Source organism: Labedaea rhizosphaerae, from assembly GCF_004362825.1.
Classification (GTDB): Bacteria; Actinomycetota; Actinomycetes; order Mycobacteriales; family Pseudonocardiaceae; genus Labedaea; species Labedaea rhizosphaerae.
Genome location: NZ_SNXZ01000005.1, coordinates 310,603 through 330,245, shown reverse-complemented (window position 1 = coordinate 330,245; position 19,643 = coordinate 310,603). Strand labels below are relative to the sequence as shown.

Annotated in this window: 20 protein-coding genes; 14 read left to right on the top strand and 6 right to left on the bottom strand. The window is 71.1% G+C overall.

The window, feature by feature from the left end; translation table 11 throughout:
- Window positions 1–25 precede the first annotated feature (25 nt).
- From EV186_RS28175 to EV186_RS28165, 3 genes are all read left to right on the top strand, one after another.
- Window positions 26–2,191 (top strand): hypothetical protein, encoded by a 2,166-nt coding sequence (locus EV186_RS28175; RefSeq protein WP_133852468.1) that lies wholly within the window; start codon window positions 26–28, stop codon window positions 2,189–2,191.
- Window positions 2,188–3,363, top strand: coding sequence for a S53 family peptidase (locus EV186_RS28170; RefSeq protein WP_133852467.1), 1,176 nt, complete (start codon window positions 2,188–2,190; stop codon window positions 3,361–3,363). The genes EV186_RS28175 and EV186_RS28170 overlap by 4 nt, the downstream gene beginning before the upstream one ends.
- Before the next feature lie 194 nt (window positions 3,364–3,557).
- Entirely contained in the window at window positions 3,558–4,061 is a 504-nt protein-coding gene (locus EV186_RS28165) for a GNAT family N-acetyltransferase (protein WP_133852466.1), read from the top strand.
- Between the two features lie 4 nt (window positions 4,062–4,065).
- Here the strand turns inward: EV186_RS28165 and EV186_RS28160 are convergent, their stop codons facing one another.
- Window positions 4,066–4,551 carry a DUF4383 domain-containing protein gene (locus EV186_RS28160; RefSeq protein ID WP_424983521.1) on the bottom strand — a complete coding sequence of 162 codons (486 nt, stop codon included), beginning with the start codon at window positions 4,549–4,551 and terminating at the stop codon, window positions 4,066–4,068.
- Window positions 4,529–5,656, bottom strand: a complete 1,128-nt coding sequence (locus tag EV186_RS28155; protein WP_133852465.1) for an MFS transporter — start codon at window positions 5,654–5,656, stop codon at window positions 4,529–4,531. Before EV186_RS28155 ends, EV186_RS28160 begins: the two co-directional genes overlap by 23 nt.
- Window positions 5,657–5,740: 84 nt before the next feature.
- On the opposite strand from EV186_RS28155, the gene EV186_RS28150 reads away from it, so the two are divergent.
- The 6 genes from EV186_RS28150 to larE are packed head-to-tail and all read left to right on the top strand — an operon-like array spanning window position 5,741 to window position 11,344.
- Window positions 5,741–6,583 carry a fumarylacetoacetate hydrolase family protein gene (locus EV186_RS28150; protein WP_133852464.1) on the top strand — a complete coding sequence of 281 codons (843 nt, stop codon included), beginning with the start codon at window positions 5,741–5,743 and terminating at the stop codon, window positions 6,581–6,583.
- Between the two features lie 29 nt (window positions 6,584–6,612).
- On the top strand, window positions 6,613–7,455 hold the full coding sequence (locus EV186_RS28145; protein WP_133852463.1) for an amidohydrolase family protein: 843 nt from the start codon (window positions 6,613–6,615) through the stop codon (window positions 7,453–7,455).
- On the top strand, window positions 7,455–8,717 hold the full coding sequence (gene larA / locus EV186_RS28140) for a nickel-dependent lactate racemase (protein WP_133852462.1): 1,263 nt from the start codon (window positions 7,455–7,457) through the stop codon (window positions 8,715–8,717). Before EV186_RS28145 ends, larA begins: the two co-directional genes overlap by 1 nt.
- Window positions 8,710–9,390, top strand: a complete 681-nt coding sequence (gene larB / locus EV186_RS28135; RefSeq protein ID WP_133852461.1) for a nickel pincer cofactor biosynthesis protein LarB — start codon at window positions 8,710–8,712, stop codon at window positions 9,388–9,390. The genes larA and larB overlap by 8 nt, the downstream gene beginning before the upstream one ends.
- Complete coding sequence (gene larC, locus EV186_RS28130) at window positions 9,387–10,523, top strand: nickel pincer cofactor biosynthesis protein LarC (protein WP_133852460.1); 1,137 nt, start codon at window positions 9,387–9,389, stop codon at window positions 10,521–10,523. The genes larB and larC overlap by 4 nt, the downstream gene beginning before the upstream one ends.
- Complete coding sequence (gene larE, locus EV186_RS28125; protein WP_133852459.1) at window positions 10,520–11,344, top strand: ATP-dependent sacrificial sulfur transferase LarE; 825 nt, start codon at window positions 10,520–10,522, stop codon at window positions 11,342–11,344. The genes larC and larE overlap by 4 nt, the downstream gene beginning before the upstream one ends.
- Here larE and EV186_RS28120 read toward each other — a convergent pair.
- Window positions 11,335–11,688, bottom strand: coding sequence for an anti-sigma factor antagonist (locus tag EV186_RS28120; RefSeq protein WP_133852458.1), 354 nt, complete (start codon window positions 11,686–11,688; stop codon window positions 11,335–11,337). The two genes, larE and EV186_RS28120, sit on opposite strands and share 10 nt — an antisense overlap.
- Window positions 11,689–11,886: 198 nt before the next feature.
- Between EV186_RS28120 and EV186_RS28115 the strand changes: the two genes are divergently transcribed.
- The 5 genes from EV186_RS28115 to EV186_RS28095 all read left to right on the top strand — a co-directional run bounded on the left by EV186_RS28115 (window position 11,887) and on the right by EV186_RS28095 (window position 16,359).
- Window positions 11,887–12,927, top strand: coding sequence for a chemotaxis protein CheB (locus EV186_RS28115; protein ID WP_243754326.1), 1,041 nt, complete (start codon window positions 11,887–11,889; stop codon window positions 12,925–12,927).
- Window positions 12,928–12,940: 13 nt separating this feature from the next.
- Window positions 12,941–13,687 carry an ATP-binding protein gene (locus tag EV186_RS28110; protein ID WP_133852456.1) on the top strand — a complete coding sequence of 249 codons (747 nt, stop codon included), beginning with the start codon at window positions 12,941–12,943 and terminating at the stop codon, window positions 13,685–13,687.
- A 10-nt stretch (window positions 13,688–13,697) separates the two neighbouring features.
- Window positions 13,698–15,554 carry a CheR family methyltransferase gene (locus tag EV186_RS28105; protein WP_133852455.1) on the top strand — a complete coding sequence of 619 codons (1,857 nt, stop codon included), beginning with the start codon at window positions 13,698–13,700 and terminating at the stop codon, window positions 15,552–15,554.
- Between the two features lie 29 nt (window positions 15,555–15,583).
- Complete coding sequence (locus EV186_RS28100; protein WP_208115821.1) at window positions 15,584–15,979, top strand: VOC family protein; 396 nt, start codon at window positions 15,584–15,586, stop codon at window positions 15,977–15,979.
- Between the two features lie 191 nt (window positions 15,980–16,170).
- On the top strand, window positions 16,171–16,359 hold the full coding sequence (locus EV186_RS28095; RefSeq protein WP_133852454.1) for an antitoxin: 189 nt from the start codon (window positions 16,171–16,173) through the stop codon (window positions 16,357–16,359).
- Between the two features lie 219 nt (window positions 16,360–16,578).
- Here EV186_RS28095 and EV186_RS28090 read toward each other — a convergent pair whose 3' ends face one another.
- From EV186_RS28090 to EV186_RS28080, 3 genes are all read right to left on the bottom strand, one after another.
- Complete coding sequence (locus EV186_RS28090) at window positions 16,579–17,289, bottom strand: hypothetical protein (protein ID WP_243754325.1); 711 nt, start codon at window positions 17,287–17,289, stop codon at window positions 16,579–16,581.
- A gap of 175 nt (window positions 17,290–17,464) precedes the next feature.
- Window positions 17,465–18,469 (bottom strand): sugar phosphate isomerase/epimerase family protein, encoded by a 1,005-nt coding sequence (locus tag EV186_RS28085; protein WP_133852453.1) that lies wholly within the window; start codon window positions 18,467–18,469, stop codon window positions 17,465–17,467.
- The gene (locus tag EV186_RS28080; RefSeq protein ID WP_133852452.1) at window positions 18,466–19,620 is read right to left on the bottom strand and encodes a Gfo/Idh/MocA family protein; all 1,155 of its coding nucleotides are present in this window, start codon (window positions 19,618–19,620) and stop codon (window positions 18,466–18,468) included. Before EV186_RS28080 ends, EV186_RS28085 begins: the two co-directional genes overlap by 4 nt.
- Between the last annotated feature and the right edge of the window lie 23 nt (window positions 19,621–19,643).

The window sequence follows — 19,643 nt, the reverse complement described above, 5'->3', positions numbered from 1 at the left end:
CTGCTTCGTGTAGGGAGACGCTCCGGTGACACGACATCTACCGCTGACGGCCGCACTGCTGACGGCGGGGGCACTGGCAACAGGCGTGGTGGTGGCCCTCAGCGGTCCCGCGGGCGCCGCGCCGGCCCGGAAAGCGCCGAGCACGGCGCACACGGTCACGCTGCCGACCGGCGACCGGTTCACGGTCACCCCGGACAGCTACTACCCCACACCCGGCAGCGGGCCGGGTGGACCCATGGCCCGGTTCACCTCGCCCGACGGGCACCGCCACGTCGTGCCGGGCGGGCTGTCCCGCTACCTCGGCGCCGGCCTCGACCCGGCCCTGTTCGACCTCGACGCGCTGGCCGCGGCCGAGACCGACGGGAAGCTGCCGGTCTCGCTGACCTTCGCGCCGGGCACCCAGCCCACCGCGCCCGCGGGCGTCACGGTCACCTCGGTCACCGGCAGCACGGCGACCGGGTTCCTGACCTCCGGTGCCGCGTTCACCGACGCGCTGCGCCGCGGTGGACCGGACCACGCCGCGGCCGGGCTGCGTTCGGTCGGCCTGACCGGAGTGGTGCGGGCGCCGGTCGTGCAGCCGCGTTATCCCTTGCACACCTTGGAGATCGACGCGATCGACAAGACCGGCGCGCCCGCCTCCGCGCTGGTGGTCCTGTTCAACACCGACGACCTCGCCAAGCAGGACATGACCTTCGTGCCGGTCGTCGACGGCATCGGCAAGGTCGCGGTCCCGGCGGGTCACTACATGGCGCTCGGTGACATCGACGACCTCGCCGCCGACGGCCGCCCGCTGGCCATGCACATCATGTCCGTGGACACCACGGTCACCGACGCCCCGCTCTCGAAGCTCACCGTCGACGCACGCACGGCCACCGCGAAGCTCTCGGTGAGCACCCCGAAGCCTGCCACCCAGGCCATGGTCGACGTGTACATGCACGTCGGCGACGCGCGGGGCAAGGCCGAGACGTTCGGGTTCGGGGTGATCGGCGACGACAGCCTGCCGATGTACCTCGCCCCCCGCGCCAAGCCCGCCGTCGGCACGCTGCACACGTTGACCGACTGGCACGGCTTCGCCGGCACCGACCCGAACGCCTCCGACCCGGCCTACCGCTACGACGTCGCGTTCAACTCCGACAACGGGATCGCCGCCGACCAGCACCTCGTCGTGCGGCCCGAGGAGCTCGCGACCGTGCACGCCCGGTTCGCCGCCGACCCGGCCTACACCGACCAGGACATGCTGCAGCTCTCGGTCATCGACGACTCCAACGTCGCCGACGCCGGGCACGACGCGCTGGGCTGGCCGGTCCCGCCCGCCGGGGTGGCCACCGAGTACCTCGGCACCGCGCACGGCGGCCGGTGGATCCTCACCGGTTACGCGGGTGTCGCGGGGTACGACGGCGAGCTGAGCACGTTCCGCGGCGGCCGCGAGTACACCGTCGACTACGGCCACGGCGCGCTCGCACCGAGTGCCGGCACGCACACCGGCACGCAGCCCTGCATCGCCTGTGCCGCAGGCGGAACGCTCACCTTTGGCCTGCACAGCACCGGCGACAGCCAGCACTCCGGGGACGTGTGGGTGAGCCTCGACAACGCGCACTTCACGTTGTCGCGCAACGGAACCACGCTCGCCGACGAGACCGGGATCAGCGGCGTCGTGCTCCCGTCGGTGCCCGAAGGTCCCGCGGTCTACCACTCGACGTTCGACGTCGACCTGTCCGGAGTGGACGGTGTCACCCTCTCGACGGCCACGCACACCGAGCTGACCGTGCCGTTCGACCCCGCCAAGGCGGCGACCCTGCCGGACAACGACGGCTGCGAGGGCGAGTCGGCCGGCACGCCCTGCCGGATCCTGCCGCTGCCCACGCTGCGCTACGACCTGCCCGGCACGGACCTGCACAACACCACCACCTCGCCGGTCCAGGTGCTCCACCTGGAGGCAGGACACCTGAGCTACGACGGCGCGGGCTCGACGGCCCGGTTCACCTCGGTCAAGGTGTCGGTCTCCTTCGACGGCGGCAAGACCTGGCGGGCCGCCCCGGTGGCCGGCGCGGCCGGGCACTACGTCGCGACCTGGCCGAACAACGCCCCGGCAGGCACCAAGCCGGCGCTCCAGGTGACGGCGACCGACGCCGACGGTGGCGCCATCACCCAGACCATCGCCAACGCCTACCAGATCGGGGCCCGCTCATGAACCGGCTGATCGCGGCCATCCCGGCCCTCGTCACCCTTGCAACCATGGCCGTGCCCGCGGCCGCCACACCCGAGCCGAGCACCGCACACGCCGTCTGCGGGGCCGCACAGCCCGGCCACGTCCGGTGCTACGCGCAGGTGCGCGGCGACGTGCACGGCACGCACGGCGTGCGCCCGCTGGCCGCGCCGCCCCAGGGCTATGGCCCGGCGGACCTGCGCGACGCGTACGACCTGCCGGAGACCGGCGCGGCGCACCAGACCATCGCGATCGTCGACATGGGCGACGACCCGAGCGCCGAAGCCGACCTCGCCGTGTACCGCCAGACCTACGGATTACCGCCGTGCACCACCGAGAACGGCTGCTTCAAGAAGGTCAACCAACGCGGTGACGCGAGCCCGTTGCCGCAGGACTGGGGTTGGGGGCCGGAGATCTCGCTCGACCTGGACATGGCCTCCGCGGCCTGCCCGTCGTGCTCGATCCTGCTGGTCGAGGCCGACGACCCGGGGCTGGCCAACGCGGCCGAGGCGGAGAACACGGCCGTCGCGCTGGGCGCGGACGTGGTGTCCAACAGCTACGGCATCGACGAAAGCAACGGTCTCGACAAGTTCGCCGCCGCCTACAAGCACCCGGGGGTCGCGATCGTCGCGTCGTCGGGGGACTCCGGCTACGGCATCCCGTCGTTCCCGGCCGTGCTCGACTCCGTGGTCGGGGTCGGCGGCACCAGCCTGACCAAGGCGGACAACGCCCGCGGCTGGACGGAGTCGGCGTGGAACCGCGCGTCGAGCGGCTGCTCGGCCTGGTTCGCCAAGCCGGCTTGGCAGCACGACGAGAACTGCCCGGGCCGCATGGTGGCGGACGTGGCCGCCGTCGCCGACCCGAACACCGGGCCCGCGGTCTACGACTCCTACGACGGCTACGGCTGGACGGTCATCGGCGGCACCAGCGCGTCGGCGCCGTACCTGTCGGGCGTGATCGCGCTGGCCGGTCACGCCGAGCGGTTCGGCGACGCGTCGAGCCTCTACACGGCTGTGAGCGGGCTGAACGACGTGACCGCGGGCAGCAACGCGCGCTACACCGACTGCGGCGGGGACTACCAGTGCACGAGCGGTCCCGGCTACGACGGCCCGACCGGCATGGGCACGCCCGCCGGGTTGGCCGCGTTCGGCGGCTGACGCCCGGGCGTAGGGCGTGTCCCACGTTCAGCGCGGGTGTGTCCCCCGTTCCGACCCGGTGTGTCCCACATCCACGCACGGTGTGTTCCACATCGATCGTGCGTGAGTGTGGGACACGCCCGACGTGAGTGTGGGACACACCCTGCTCGAGTGTGGGACACGCTAGGTCAGGCGCTGGCGTAGCTTCGTGATCCATGGCTGCCTCAGTGATCCTTCGCGACGCCGCGCCGGGTGACGGTCCGGGTCTGGCCCAGGTGTGGCTGGACGCCGCGCGGTTGTTCACCGAGATCGACCGGGCGTTCTTCCGCGTGCCCGACCGCGACGGCCTCGAGGAGTGGTTCGAGCAGCTCATCGCCCGCCCGCGTGAGGGGAAGCTGCTGCTGGTCGCGGATTTGAGCGGCGAGGTCGCGGGCCACCTCGCGGCGACGTTGCACCCGCCCGTGCCCCATGCCGGTCGCCAACTGCTGGCCGATCTTGGCCGGCACACCATGCACGTGGACGTGCTGGCCGTCGCCGAGCGGTGGCGCCGCAACGGCGTCGGCCGGGCGCTGATGGACCGGGCGATGGGCTGGGCGCGGGCCAACGGCGCGGTCGCCGTCTCGCTGGAAACCGAACTCGACAACCCGTCGTCGATGGCGTTCTACGAGAAGACCATGGGGATGCGACGGCAGAGCGTCGTCTTCCGGAAGGTCCTGTAGCGCTTCACATCCGGGCGGTCGCACCGCCGCGCTCGGTGGACGGCGCGAAGATCCCGAGCGCGACCATGCCGAGCGCGAGCCCGAGGTGCAGCCAGTTGTCCGCGCCGTTGACCGGCACGAAGTTGGCGGCGCTGTCCTGCGGGACGATCGCGCCGTAGAGCCAGAGCGCGAGGTAGACCACCCCGCCCCAGATCAGGAAGCCGCGGGCGCCGCCGTTCGTGCGGGCGAGCGCCAGACCGGCGACGCCGAAGAGCAGGTGCACGATGTTGTGCAGCACCGACACCATGAACAGCCCGAGCAGCTTGGCCATCGAGTCGTGGCCGGCGAAGGACATCTCGTCGTAGTGGGTGGTGACGCCGGGGATGAACCCGGCGATGCCGACGAGCAGGAAGACGGCCCCGACCGCCGCGGCGACGAACTGGACGGGCGTACGGGTTGTGCGGGAGGTTTCGGTGATGCGCGCGCAATTACCCGGGCCGGCGCGCGGCAAACATGAACAGCGCACCCGCCGCCAACGCGGCGCCCACGACCGGGAGCGCGCTGGTGCCCGCTGCGTCGAGCACCGCGCCGCCGAGCAGGCCGCCGGTCGCGATGGCGAGGTTGACCGCCGACCCGTTGAGGGTGATCAGCAGGGCGCCGGTGTCCTCGAACGTCGCGAAGAGGCGGTTCACCTGGGCGGGGGTGAACGTCCAGCCGAACACGCCCCAGACGAGCAGGCACGCGCAGACCAGGACCTCCGTGTGCGCGAAAGCCAGGCACAGCAACGCCGTTGCCACCACGGCCATGCTGGTCACGAGCATCCGCCGCCAGCCGAACCGGTCGACGAGGAAACCGCCCAGCAGCGTGCCCGCCGTCGTGCCGATGCCGAACACAGCCAAGGCGAGGGCGACCGCCCGGGGGTCGTCGCCGACGATCACCGAGATGTAGGTGTAGACGACGAACTCGGCGGTGACCACCGCGACGGTGAGCGCGAGGATCGCGAGCAGGCGCCGGTCACCCAGTAATCGCACCCGGGCCCGGAAGCCGAGGCCGATGACCGGGGCGTCGGTGAGCCGGCTGAACTGGTGAGCCACCGCGATCACGACCGCGCTGCCCGCGATGAACACCAGGATCATCCGCCAGCCGGCCAGCCCGGCCAGGGCGACGCCGGCCGGGCCGCCGACCAGCGCGGCGGCGGTCGAACCGGACGCGATGATCGACAACGCGCGCCCGCGCCGGCGCGGACCAAGCGTGGTGGCGCGGGCGCCCGCGTTGGGCGAGTACAGGCAGGCACCGAGCGAGGCCACCAGCCGCCCGACGACGAGCACCGCGATCGACCCGGCCGACGCGGAGATGAGGTTGCCCGCAGCGAAGACGGCGAGGCCGGCCGTGCAGGCGGCACGCTGCGAGTGCCCGCCCGCGAGCGTGGCCAGCAGCGGCGCGCCGAAGACGTAGGTGAGCGGGTAGATCGCGAGCGCCTGCCCGACGTGGCTCGGATCGGCGTGCAGGTCGGCGGCCAGCAGGGGCAGCACACCGGTCAGCACCGAGCTCTCGGCGGCCATCGCGAACGCCCCGACCACGAACGGCGCGAGGCTCCACCACGACGCAGACCTCATACGACTGACCCCTCACCGCGCACGAGTGCGAGGTCACCCCCTGGTGTCTTTCTTAAAGGTCAGATGTCTGGCACGCTGTGCTGCATGCGACTGCTGCGCCTGGGTGTCGAAGGATCCCTCCGTCCGGCCGTCCTCGACGACGCCGGAGGTTATCGCGACCTCTCGGCCATCACGGCCGACATCGACGGCGCGTTCCTCGCGGGCGACGGCCTCGCGCGAGCGCGCGACGCACTGAGCACGCTGCCCGAGCTGGACGCGTCCGGCCTGCGGGTCGCCGCGCCGATCGCCCGGCCCGGCAAGGTGGTCTGCATCGGGCTGAACTACCGCGACCACGCCGCCGAGACCGGCGCCGAGCCGCCGGCCGAACCGGTGATCTTCATGAAGGCCAGCAATACGGTGGTCGGGCCGGACGACGAGGTGCTGATTCCTCGCGGCAGCAGCAAAACCGACTACGAGGCCGAGCTCGCGGTGGTCATCGGCAAGACCGCCCGCTACCTGGATTCCCCGGAGCAGTCCGACGAGGTGATCGCCGGGTACGCGATCGCCGACGACGTGTCCGAGCGCGAGTTCCAGCTCGAACGCGGCGGCCAGTGGGACAAGGGCAAGTCGTGCGAGACGTTCAACCCGCTCGGGCCGTGGCTGGTCACCGCCGACGAGGTGGGCGACCCGCAGGCCCTGGGCGTGCGGCTGAGCGTGAACGGCGAGGAACGCCAGAACGGCACCACCAAGGACATGATCTTCGGCGTGCGGCACGTGGTCTGGTACCTCAGCCAGTTCATGGTGCTCGAACCCGGCGACGTGATCAACACCGGTACGCCGGCCGGGGTGGCGCTCGGCGGCCGCTTCGGTTACCTGCGCCCGGGCGACGTCGTCGTGGCCGAGATCGACAAACTGGGCCGTCAACGGCACGTCATCGGGCAGGCATGAGCGCCGCGAAAAAGGGTTAGAGTTCGGCTGTGAGCCGGGTCGACGCGCACCACCACGTCTGGGATCTCGGGCGCAGGCCGCACACCTGGCTGGACGGCCAGGAGATGGCGCCGATCCGCCGCAGCTTCTCCCTCGACGACCTCGCCCCGCTGGCCGCGGCGGCGGGCATCGAGGCCACGGTCCTGGTGCAGGTGCTGCCGGAGGTCGGGGAGACCAGGGAGTTCCTGGCGCTGGCCGGGTCGAGCCCGTTGGTGGCCGGGGTGGTCGGCTGGGTCGACCTGACCGACCCGGGCGTCGCGGATGTGTTGGCGCAGCTGCGATCCGGTCCCGGCGGCGACGCCCTGGTCGGCATCCGCCACCTGGTGCAGGGCGAGGCCGACGGCTGGCTGGACCGCCCCGACGTACGTCGCGGGCTGGCCGCGGTCGCCGACGCCGGGCTCGTCTACGACCTGCTCACGCTGCCGCCACAACTGCCGGCGGCGATCGAGGTGGTGCGGGCGCTCCCGCAGTTGACCTTCGTCTTGGACCACCTGTCGAAGCCACCGATCGCGTCCGGTCCGCGGGGACCGTGGGCGAGCGACCTGCGTGCACTCGCCGCGCTGCCCAACGTTTCCGCGAAACTGTCGGGGCTGGTCACCGAGGCCACGCCGGACTGGACCGTCGAGGACCTGCGCCCCTACGTCGAGGTGGCGATCGAGGCGTTCGGGCCGGACCGGCTGATGACCGGCTCGGACTGGCCGGTGTGCCTGCTCGCCGCGCCGTACGCCGACGTGCTCGCCGCGGCCGACGTGGTGATCGCGGACCTGAGCCCCGCCGAGCGCGACCAGGTGCGCGGCGGTACCGCACAGCGTGTCTACGGGTTGGAGTGGTGATGCGCGTTCGGCTCGCCTACGGCGAAACAGGCCTCGAGGTCGACTTCGACGACCGGCGCACCACGGTGATCGAGCCCACGTACAACGCGGCGGCCGCGGACCAGGCCGCGGTGCTCACCGCCGCGCTGCGCGACCCGGTGGCCGGCCCGCCGCTGCGCGATCGTGTGCGGCCCGGGCAAACCGTGGCCATCTCGGCGTGCGATGGCACCCGGCCGCAGCCACGCCACCTGATGATCCCCGCCATCCTGTCCGAATTGGACGGTGTGGTCGACCTCGACGACGTGACCATCCTGGTCGCCACCGGAACCCACCGCGGCAACACCGACGCCGAGCTGCGCGCGATGTTCGGCGACGAGGTGGTCGACTCGGTGCGCATCGTCAACCACGACGCCCGCGACCGGGAATCGTTGCGGTGGCTGGGGGAGTACGGCCGGGGCGTGCCGGTCTGGCTCAACCGCGCGTGGACCGACGCCGACGTCCGGATCACCACCGGCTTCGTCGAGCCGCACTTCTTCGCCGGGTTCTCCGGCGGTCCGAAGCTCGTCGCCCCGGGGCTCGCCGCGCTGGAGACCGTGCTGGTGTTGCACGACGCCAAGCGCATCGGCCACGCCAACGCCACCTGGGGCGTGATCGAGGGCAACCCCGTGCACGACGACGTGCGCGCCATCGCCGAGGCCACCGGCGTGACGTTCGCCTTCGACGTGATCCTCAACCGGGACAAGGACATCGTCGAGGCGTTCGGCGGCGACCTCGCCGCCATGCACAAGCTGGCGACCGACCGGGCCCGCACCATCGCGATGCGCGCCGTGCCCGCGCCGTTCGACATCGTCGTGACCACGAACTCCGGCTTCCCGCTGGACCAGAACCTCTACCAGTCGGTGAAGGGCATGTCCGCGGCCTTCCAGGTGGTCAAACCCGGCGGCACGATCATCTGCGTCGCCGAGTGCCGCGACGGGTTCCCCGACCACGGCTCCTACCGCGATGTGCTGGCGTCGGCCGCGTCGCCGCAGGCGCTGCTGGCCGAGATCGAGGCGCGGCCGGAGACGATTCCCGACCAGTGGCAGGTGCAGATCCAGGCCAAGATCCAGTCCGCGTGCGACGTCGTGGTCCACACGGGCCACCTGTCGGCGGCCGACCTGGCGAGCGCGCACCTCGGCCACACCGACGACATCGCCGCCACGATCGCCGCCGCCGGACCGGACGCCACGATCTGCGTGCTGCCCGAAGGTCCGCAGACCATCCCGTACCTGACCCATGGCTGACGCCCTCGACCTCGGCTACGCCACCGTCGACCTGGCCCGCGAACGCCGTCAGGGTCTGCCCGAGGTGGTCTACGGGCCGGGTAAGACCGCTGAGCAGGTCGTCGGGATCGTGCGTGGCCTGCTCGCGGCGAACACCGGGCCCGTGCTGGCCACCCGCATCGAGCCGGCGACCGCCGCCACGGTGCTCGACGCCGTGCCCGACGGGACCTACGACGAACGTGCCCGGCTGCTGTGCTGGCGGCCCGCGCCCGTGCGGGCGGTGCGGCTGGTCGTGGTGACCGCGGGGACCTCGGACGGCCCGGTCGCCGCCGAGGCGGCAGCCGTCGCCACGGCGATCGGGCTCGACGTGACGAAGGTCGAGGACGTCGGCGTGGCCGGGCTGCACCGCCTGCTGCGGGTCCGGCCGGTGCTCGCCGACGCGGACTGCGTGATCGTGGTGGCCGGCATGGAAGGCGCGCTGGCCAGCGCGGTCGGCGGCCTGGTCGCCGCGCCCGTGATCGCCGTGCCCACGTCGACCGGGTACGGCGCCGCGCTCGAGGGCGTGACCGCCTTGCTGGCGATGCTCAGCTCGTGCGCCGCAGGCCTGACCGTGGTCAACATCGACTCCGGCTTCGCGGCCGCGATGGCCGCGCACCGCCTCGCGATGAAGATCGAGCCGGCGAGGAAGCCGTGATCGCTTGGCTCAACCCGGCGACGGGCCTGGCCGGTGACATGTTCCTGGCCGCGCTGCTCGACGCGGGCGCGCCCCTGACCGTCGTCTGGGGCGCGATCGCGTCCACCGGGCTGACCGGCTGGGACCTCACGGCCACCCGGGTCGTCGACCACGGGCTGACGGCCACACGCGTGCACGTCTCCGTCGAGGACACGGCCACGAGCCGGTCCGCCGCCGAGCTGATTTCCCTTGCCGGACAAGCGAAACCGGCTCCGGTGGCCGACCTCGCCGTGGCCGCGCTGCGCGCCATCGCGCAGACCGAGGCGCGGTTGCACGGCACCGACCCGGACTCGGTGCACCTGCACGAGCTCGGTGGGCACGACACGCTCGTCGACATCGTCGGGGTGGCGGCCGCCTTGCACGCCCTCGACGTGACCTCGGTGTACTGCGCGCCGTTGCCGCTGGGCGCCGGCACGGTGTCCACCCGTCACGGTGTGCTCCCGTGCCCGGCACCGGCGACGGTCGCGTTGCTCGACGGCGCGGCGGTCACCGGCACCACGCTCACCGGTGAGACCGTCACGCCGACCGCGGCCGCGTTGCTGCGGGCGATCGGCGCCTCCTACGACCCGGTTCCCCTGCTGCACCTCGGCACCACCGGGTACGGTGCGGGCACCCGCACGCTGGCCGACCGGCCGAACGTGGTCGCCGTCAGCCTCGGCTCCTCGACGGTGGAGACCCGTTCGCTGGTGATGCTCGAGACCACAGTGGACGACGTGACCGGTGAGACGCTCGGGCACGTGCTCGACCGCGCGCTCGAGGAAGGCGCGCACGATGCGTGGGCGGTGCCGGTGACGATGAAGAAGAGCCGCCCGGGACACGTCGTGCAGGTGCTGGCCTCGCCGCAGACCGCGGCGGCCCTGAGCGAACTGCTGCTGGCCGAGACCGGGTCGCTGGGCATCCGCTCGTACCCGGTGGCGCGCACGGCGTTGCCCCGCTGGACGTCGTCCGTGCTGGTGGGTGGGTGCGAGGTGCGGCTCAAGAGCGGACCGCACGGGTCGAAACCGGAGTTCGACGACGTGGCCGCGGCCGCCCGGACCCTCGGGCTCCCGTTGCGGGAGGTCGCCCGCCGGGCCGTGCTGGGAGGCGACCAATGACCGTCGACGAACGTCCCCTCCTCGACCGCTTGCGCGAGCTCGGTCCGCTGGCCGTCGCGTACTCCGGCGGGGTCGACTCGGCGTTGGTGCTCGCCGCCGCGGCCCGTGCGCTCGGCCCGGACCAGGTGCTCGCCGTGACCGCGGTGTCGGAGAGCCTGGCGAGCACCGAACTGGAGCGGGCGGCGGCGTTCGCCCGCGAGTTCGGCGTGCGCCACGAGACGCCCCGCACCGCCGAACTCGACCGTCCGGGGTACCGCGCCAACAGCCGAAACCGTTGCTACTTCTGCAAGTCCGAAGTCCTGGACGTCATCGGTGACCTCGCGCGAGAGCGCGGCTTCCAAGTGGTCGCCACCGGCACCAACGCCGATGACGCCGCGTCCCGGTTCCGGCCCGGCATCCGCGCGGCCGACGAGCGCGGGGTGCACGCGCCGTTGCGGGACACCGGCATGACCAAGGCCGACGTGCGTGCCGTGAGCCGCCGGTGGGGACTGTCCACTTGGGACAAGCCGGCGATGCCGTGCCTGGCCAGCCGGATCCGCTACGGCGTCGAGGTCAGCGCGGACCGGCTGGCGCGGGTGGACCGGGCCGAGGCCGCCGTGCGCGGGCTGCTCGCGGTCGCCGGTGTGGACGCCGTCGATCTGCGGGTGCGCGACCTCGGCGACGTCGCCCGGGTCGACGTGGACGCCGAGCGGGTCGACGCCGTGCGCGCGGTGCCCGGTCTGGCCGAGGCCGTGCTGGCCGCTGGGTTCGAGTCGTTCGCCGAGGTGCGCTCGTTCCAGTCGGGCGTGCTCAACATCGAGCCGGTGGCCCCTCAGGCGTAGCGCCTGGTCGCGAGTTCGGGGTCGCCGACCACGGGCACCCGGTCACGCAGGCCGACGAGGTCGATGATCCGGGCCACCGCGCTGTCCGGCTGCGCTACCAGGCAGACGCGTACCGCGCGGCCATAGCAGTCGGCGGAGAACTCGGCCAGCGCGCGAGCACCGGCCGCACCGCAGAAGGGGACGTCGCGCAGGTCGAGCACGACCAGTGACGGTGGCGGCAGCTCGGCCACCACCGCGGACAAGCTTGTACGGCAGGACGGGCTCGTCACCGCGTCCAGCTCACCGGTCAGCCGCAGGACCAGCGCGTCCCTGGTGGGCACGGCGGTGATGTCGACATCGGACATCGTCACGGACCTCCCCCCACGGGTACGAGCAACCGGGGAGTTGCCACCACCTGTCAACTTTACCGCTCAGCGTGTCCGTTGCCAGTCGGCTGACCGGCCTGTTCCGCCGCCGACCCGGCGGGAGGACGATGGTGCGTGATGCATGGAATGCCGCCCGGGGCGGTAGCCATGGATCAGACGGCCAGGAGGTGGCGACGGGTGGCACAAGGACACGATCCAAAGGGAAACGGCGAACCACAACGCGACCTCGTCGTGATCGGCGCGTCGGCGGGCGGGATCGAGCCACTGCGCACCCTGGTGGCCGGGCTGCCCGCCGACTTCCCCGCCGCCGTGCTGGTGGTCATGCACATGCGGGCCGGTGGGACGTCGGCGCTGTCGATGATCCTGGACCGCGCCGGCCGCTTGCCCGCCGTGTCAGCCAGTGACGGCATGCCGCTGGAACCGGGCCGGATCTACGTCGGCCGCCCGGACCACCACCTGCTGGCCGACCCCGACCGGCTCGTGCTGAGCAAGGGCCCGACGGAGAACGGGCACCGTCCCGCCGTCAACGCGCTGTTCCGCTCCGCCGCGGTCTCGGCCGGTCCGAGGACGGTCGGCGTCGTGCTCTCCGGGGCACTGGACGACGGCGCGCTCGGCCTGCGCGACATCGCCGACCGCGGGGGCACCACCGTGGTCCAGGACCCGCACGACGCGCTGTACTCGGGGATGCCGGCGAGCGCGTTGCGCCTGGTGACCGCGGACCACGTGGTCCCGGCCGCGGCGATCGCCGACGTCCTGGTCAAGGTGGTGGGCCAGGTGGTCGAGCTCCAGGACGCCGCCGAGCCCAGCCCGTCGATGGTCCTGGAGGACAAGATCGCGCGGGACGGGATGCGGCCCGTGCGACGCCGAACGGGCAACCACGACGTCGCGCTGGAGTTCTCCTGCCCGGACTGCAACGGAACATTGGCCGAGGTCGAGCCCGACAGCGGGGCGTATCGTTGCCGCGTCGGCCATGCTTGGTCGCAGGATGCGCTGCTCACCGCCCAGGACGACGAGTTGCGGCGCGCGTTGTGGATCGCGTTGCGCTCCCTCGACGAGAAGGGAGCCCTGGCTCGCAAGATGGTCAGCCAGGCGCTCGATCGGGGCCAGGACGCGTTGCGCGAACGGTTCGGGGAGATCCGGCGGGAGAGCGAGTCGGCGGCCGAGGTGCTCCGGCAGTTCCTGCTCTCGATCGAGGACACCACCGAATCCGCGAGCTGACGAAGGCGAGGTTGTGCTGAAGATCGAGGTGTCAGCGCACGGCCGGCGCACGGACGTCACCGTCGACGGGGTGTTGTCCGACGCCACCGCCGGGCGGCTGCGCGACGATCTGCTCAAGTGCAGCACCGACGGTCCGGATGTGCTCGCCGTCGACATCAGCTCGCTGCGGGTCGAGAGCCGGCACCTGCTCAGCGTGTTCAGCGTCGTCGCACGGCGCCTGGAGGAGTGGCCGGGAACCGCGCTCGTGCTGGTCTGCGCCGCGCCCGACCTGCGCGACACGCTGGGCCGCATCGCGATCAACCGGTTCGTCCGGGTCGTGGGCGACCGGGCGGCGCTCGACACCGAGGTCGGCACGCCGCAGCGCCGGCGGGCTTGGCTCCGGTTGCCGTGGGCCAAGCAAGCCCCTCGCTACGCCCGTGAGTTCGTCGGCGAGACCTGCGCGCAGTGGAACCTGCCGGCGTTCACGGACGTCGCCACCGCGATCGTGAGCGAGCTGGTCGAGAACGCGTTGGTGCACACCACATCCGGCCCGCGCCTGCGCCTGGAGTTCCGCCACGGCATGTTCACCGTCGCGGTGACCGACGACAGCCCGGTGCCGCCGGTCCTGCGCGAGGCACCCCGCACTCTCGGCCTTGGTCTGCACATCGTCGCGGAGCTGGCCACCACCTGGGGGTCCACCCCGACGCCGGCGGGCGGGAAGGTCGTGTGGGCCGTGCTCACCGAGTCGAGCCTGGGACCGCGCAAGCAACCGCCGGGGTAGCGTCTGCACGGTGAGTGAGCAGGTCGCCGAGGGCAATGGTGAGTTCGAGTCGGTGCTCGCGTACCTCAAGGAGGCACGCGGTTTCGACTTCACCGGGTACAAACGCAGCAGCCTGATGCGCCGGGTGCGCAGGCGCATGGCGCAGGTGGGCACCGAGGCCTACGCGGAGTACCTCGACCAGCTCCAGGTGAACCCCGACGAGTTCGTCGCCTTGTTCAACACGATCCTGATCAACGTCACCGGCTTCTTCCGCGACCCCGAGGCCTGGGAGTACCTGCGTGCGGAAGTGGTGCCGCGGTTGCTGGCGGAGCGGTCGCCGGACGAGTCGCTGCGGATCTGGAGCGCGGGCTGCGCGTCCGGGCAGGAGGCCTACAGCCTGGCGATGCTCTTCGCCGACGCGCTCGGCGTGGAGACCTACCGCCAGCGGGTCAAGATCTACGCCACGGACGTCGACGAGGACGCGCTGCGCCAGGCCCGGCACGCGACCTACTCCAGCGCGGAGCTCGAGGGCCTCGACGAGCAGAAGCTCGAGTACTACTTCGAGGCGCAGAACGGGCGGTACGGCTTCCGCAAGGACCTGCGCCGTTCGGTGATCTTCGGTCGCAACGACCTGGTGCAGGACGCACCGATCTCCCGGATCGACCTGCTCGTGTGCCGCAACACGCTGATGTACTTCAACGCCGAGACGCAGACGAAGATCCTGGAGCGGTTCCACTTCGCGCTCGCGCCACGGGGCACGCTGTTCCTCGGCAAGGCGGAGATGTTGTTGAGCCAGAACCGCATCTTCGAGCCCATCGACCTCAAGCGGCGTGTGTTTCGCAAGGCGTCCAACGGGCGGGCGAGCTACAACAGCTCGTTCACCCACGGCATGGGCCAGCACCGCGGTCTCGAGGTCCCGATCACCGAAAGGCTGCGGGAGCTCGCCTTCGCCGCCGGGCCGGTGGCGCAGCTGGTGGTCACCGAGGACGAGCTGCTGGCCGTCGTCAACGACCAGGCCGAGCTGGCCTTCGGGTTGTCCGAGCGCGACATCGGCAAGCCGTTGCGCGACCTGGACCTGTCCTACCGGCCGCTGGCCCTGCGCGGTCTGGTGGAGCAGGCCCGGCTGGAGCGCCGGTCGCTGCGGATCAAGGACGTGGAGTGGCGGCGAGCCGGCGAGATCGTCTGGTACGAGGTGCACGTCAACCCGTTGATCGCCAAGGATGACACGCTGATGGGCGTTTCGGTGGTGTTCCACGACGTCAGCGGCGCACGCCAGTTGCTCGCCGAACTGGAGCGCACCAACCGCCAGCTGGAATCCGCGTACGACGAGTTGCAGTCGACCAACGAGGAGCTGGAGACCACCAACGAGGAGCTGCAGTCCACTGTCGAGGAACTGGAGACCACCAACGAGGAGCTCCAGTCCACCAACGAGGAACTGGAGACGATGAACGAGGAACTCCAGTCCACCAACGACGAGCTGCAGACGATCAACGACACCCTACGCGACCGCAGCCTCGACCTGGACGAGGTCAACGAGTTCCTCGAGTCGATCATGCTCTCGATCCGGGCGGGCATCATCGTGGTCGACAGCGACCTGCTGATCAAGACGTGGAACCGCGGCGCCGAGGACCTGTGGGGCGTGCGCCGGGACGAAGCCGAGGGCACCCACCTGTTCAACCTCGACATCGGGCTGCCGGTCACCGACCTGCGGCCGATGATCCGCACCGCGGTCACCGACGTCGCCTACGAGAACACCGTGATGATCAACGCCGTGAACCGGCGCGGCCGCGACGCGGTCATCCGGTTGCGGTGCGCGGCGTTGCGCGGCCCCGACGGCACGAGCCACGGCGCGCTGCTCACGATGGAGGACACCGCGGCAGAGGTTTGAGCGGCCGCGTACGGGGTTACTGTGTCGCCATGGTCGGTGAACCGGTGGACACGGTCCTCGTGCGCTACATCGTGCACGACGTCGATACCGCCCTGGCGTTCTACATCGCTCACCTGGGCTTCCGCGTGCTGATGCACCCAGCGCCCACGTTCGCGATCCTCGCCCGCGGTCCGCTGCGGCTGGCGTTGTCCCAGCCCAGCAGCCAAGGCGGCGGCGGGCAGACGCTGTCCGACGGGCGCACGCCGGAGCCGGGCGGGTGGAACCGGTTCTCCTTGCTCGTGACCGATCTCGAGACGACGGTGACGCAGCTGCGTGAGGCCGGGCTGACCTTCCGCGGCGACATCGTCGACGGGGTCGCGGGCCGGCAGATCCTGCTCGACGACCCGTCGGGCAACCCGGTGGAGTTGTTCGAACCGAAGCGCTGACCAGTATCCCGCGGCGCGGAGCGGTACCCCGCGTCGCTGGGCCGCAAACACGCGTCAGCCGTTCCGGCACAATCGGCGCCGAATATCGCTCAATGGGGTTACCTCACCGTCGGTCGAGGTTGCGGGGGTCCGCGACCGGTGCTTGCGTGAGCCTCGTCCGATGCGGAACCGAATGTGAAAGGGATTTCCCAATGAGCATGTTCGACAAGGCCAAGGAAGCCATGGGCAACCACTCGGACAAGGTCGGTGAAGGCATCGACAAGGCGTCCGAGGCCGCCAAGGACCGCTTCGGCGGCCACGACGAGCAGATCGACCAGGCGGCGGACAAGGCTCGCGACTTCGCGAGCAACCAGGGCGGCGACCAGGAGCAGGGCCGCTGACCAGAGCCTGACCTGGGACCTGCAGAGGGGCGGCCACCCGGCCGCCCCTCTGGTTTCTCTGGGCCTGGCGCTAATGGCCGGTGCTCAATTCTTCAACAATTTCCCTGGTCAAGGGGAATCGCGTCCATTCGGAAGAGTCGACGGTTTTTGACAGGCGTTACCCGTGCTGTTCACCAGCGGCCGGGAGCGCGCACGACGGCGGCGCCTCGGCAGCCGCGGTCACGGCCGAGGGAACTCCGCGGCGACCGCCGCGACCTCCTTCATGAAGTCGGGGTCGGGAACCCCGTGCACCGGCTCCACCTCCGCGATCACGACCATCGACCCCGATGGCCGGGAGTGGTAGTAGCGACCGGTCCACTTGACGCGCCCGGCTCCGACGAGCGCACCGGGCAGCGGCGACACGTTACCCGTGCCGTAGGTGTCCGCGAGCGAACGAAGTTTGGTGGCCGAGCGACTGGACCTCATGCGTACCCACGAAACCGACACGATCATTTCGCCGCCGTTGCCATCGTCCAGCCGGACCAGGAAGCGGTCGAGGGACCGGCAAGGCGTGCGCAGGAAGAACTTGTGCACCTCTCCATAGGAATTGGCCGCGCACGGCAACCCATGCTTCACGATCTGCTTGAGCCGCTTCAGGTTCATCCGGCGCCAGGTGAGGTCACGGTTGCCTTTCCGCGCCGGCTCCTTGCCCTTTGCCGCTCGGTCGACCACGCTCTTCGGCACGCCTCCTCCGGAGACCGTTGCACCGAGACCGCCCTCGGCGGCGATGGCGCCGCCGCCCACCACCAGGGCGAGCGCACCCGCCGACAGCCCTTTGGTCCACCGCCCGTTCTTGTCCCGAGGCTGGCTTCGCCATGACATCGTCCATCCCCCCTTGCGGGGATCGACTGTGCCAGCAATGGCCAAGAGGCAGTTCGAATACGACTGCACACCGCTCCGATGGAGCAGCGGTATCAGTCAGTCGGAGCCACAGAAGACCCGATCAGGAACCTCCCACAGTAGATCCTGCTTGGGCCGAACGAGGGACACCCCGGAGGCTTGGTAGGAGCTCGGTCCGGCACGAGAGGTCGGCGGTCGCTCGTGCCGAACCGAACCCACCCCCAAGTCAGTCCTTGGTCGAGAACGCCGCGTCGAAGGCGGCCGCGGGCTTGTCGAACAGCATTCGGCGGATCACGCCCACCGCCTCCTCGGCGCCACGCAGCCGGTCCATCCCGGCGTCCTCCCACTCCACTGAGATCGGTCCGTCGTAGCCGATGGAGTTCAAGGCCCGGAAGCAGTCCTCCCACGGCACGTCGCCGTGCCCGGTGGACACGAAGTCCCAGCCACGCCGGGGATCCGACCACGCCAGGTGCGAGCCGAGGCGCCCGTTGCGCCCGTCGAACCGCTTGCGTGTGTCCTTGCAGTCCACGTGGTAGATCCGGTCGGCGAAGTCCAGGATGAACCCGACCGGATCCAGGTCCTGCCAGATGAAGTGCGACGGATCCCAGTTCAGGCCGAACGCCGGGCGGTTGCCCACGGCGTCCAGCGCACGACGCGTCGTCCAGTAGTCGTACGCGATCTCGGACGGGTGCACCTCGTGGGCGAACCGCACCCCCTCGGCGTCGAACACATCGAGGATCGGGTTCCACCGCTCGGCGAAATCGGCGTACCCGTCGTCGATGACCTCCTGGGACACCGGCGGGAACATCGCCACGTACTTCCAGATCTTCGACCCGGTGAACCCGACCACAGTGGACACCCCGAGCAGCGCCGCGGCCCGCGCGGTGTCGGCCATCTCCGCCGCCGCCCGCTGACGAACCCCCTCCGGCGAGCCGTCACCCCAGATGCGCGCGGGCACGATGTTGCGGTGCCGCTCGTCGATCGGGTCGTCGCAGACGGCCTGGCCGACCAGGTGGTTCGAGATCGTCCACACCCTCAGCCCGTGCCGCTCCAGCTGCGCGAGCTTGTCCGGCACGTAGTCGGACTCGGTCACCGCGCGGTGGACGTCGAAGTGGTCACCGGAGCAGGCGACCTCCAACCCGTCGTAGCCCCATTGCGCAGCGAGCTTGCACACCTCTTCGAACGGCATGTCCGCCCACTGCCCGGTGAACAACGTGACCGGCCTGCTCATCGGCCTGCCCCTTCCTCGATCGGGATCTCCGTCCACACCGAACCCTTCGCGGCACTGCGTTGCACCGCGTCCAGCACCCGCTGCACCTGCAACCCGTCCACGAAGGACGGTGCCGGGTCCACCCCCGAAGCCACCGCACGCACGAAGTCGACCACCTCGTGGGTGAACGTGTGCTCGTAGCCGAGCAGGTGCCCCGGCGGCCACCAGGCCCCCACGTACGGGTGCGAAGGCTCGGTCACCAGGATCCGCCGGAAGCCCGCGGAATCCCCGTCGGAACCGTCGTAGAACGACAGTTCGTTCATCGATTCGAAGTCGAACGCCAGGCTGCCCTTCGACCCGTTCACCTCGACCCGCATGGCGTTCTTGCGGCCCAGCGCATACCGCGTCGCCTCGTAGCTGGCCACCGCGCCGGAGGCGAACCGGCCGAGGAACAGCGCCGCGTCGTCGACCGTCACGTCCTCCATGCCCGACCCCGACGGCCGCTGCGGCACGAACGTGGTCGTGGTCGCGCAGACCCCGGTGAGCAGATCCCCGGTCAGGAACTGGGTGGCGTCCACGATGTGCGCCCCGAGATCACCCAGCGCACCCGACCCGGCCTGCTCCTTGCGCAACCGCCACGCCATCGGCGCTTCGGCGTCGGAGAGCCAGTCCTGCAGGTAGACCGCCCGGACGTGCCGGATCTCGCCGAGGCGCCCCTCGGCGATGAGCTTGCGGGCGTAGGCGAGCGCGGGCACCCGGCGGTAGTTGAACGCCACCATCGACCGCACCCCGCGCGCCGCGGCCTCGGTGGCCGCGGCCGCCATCGCCTCCGCCTCGGCGACCGTGTTGGCCAGTGGTTTCTCGCACAACACGTGCTTGCCGGCAGCCAGGGCGGCCAACGCGATCTCGGCGTGCGTGTCGCCGGGCGTGCACACGTCCACCAGTTGCACGTCATCCGACTCGACGACCGCCCGCCAGTCGGTGCTGGACGCGGCGAAGCCGTACTTGTCCGCTGCCGCCGACGTCCGCTCCGGGTCGCGGCCACCGAGCACGGCGAGCTGGGGGACCAGCGGCAGGTCGAAGAACCGGTGCGCGGTCCGCCACGCGTGCGAGTGCACCGCACCCATGAACGCGTGGCCGATCATCCCGACCCCGATGGAACCCTCGGTCATAAGTGTCTCCAGTCGATCAGCCG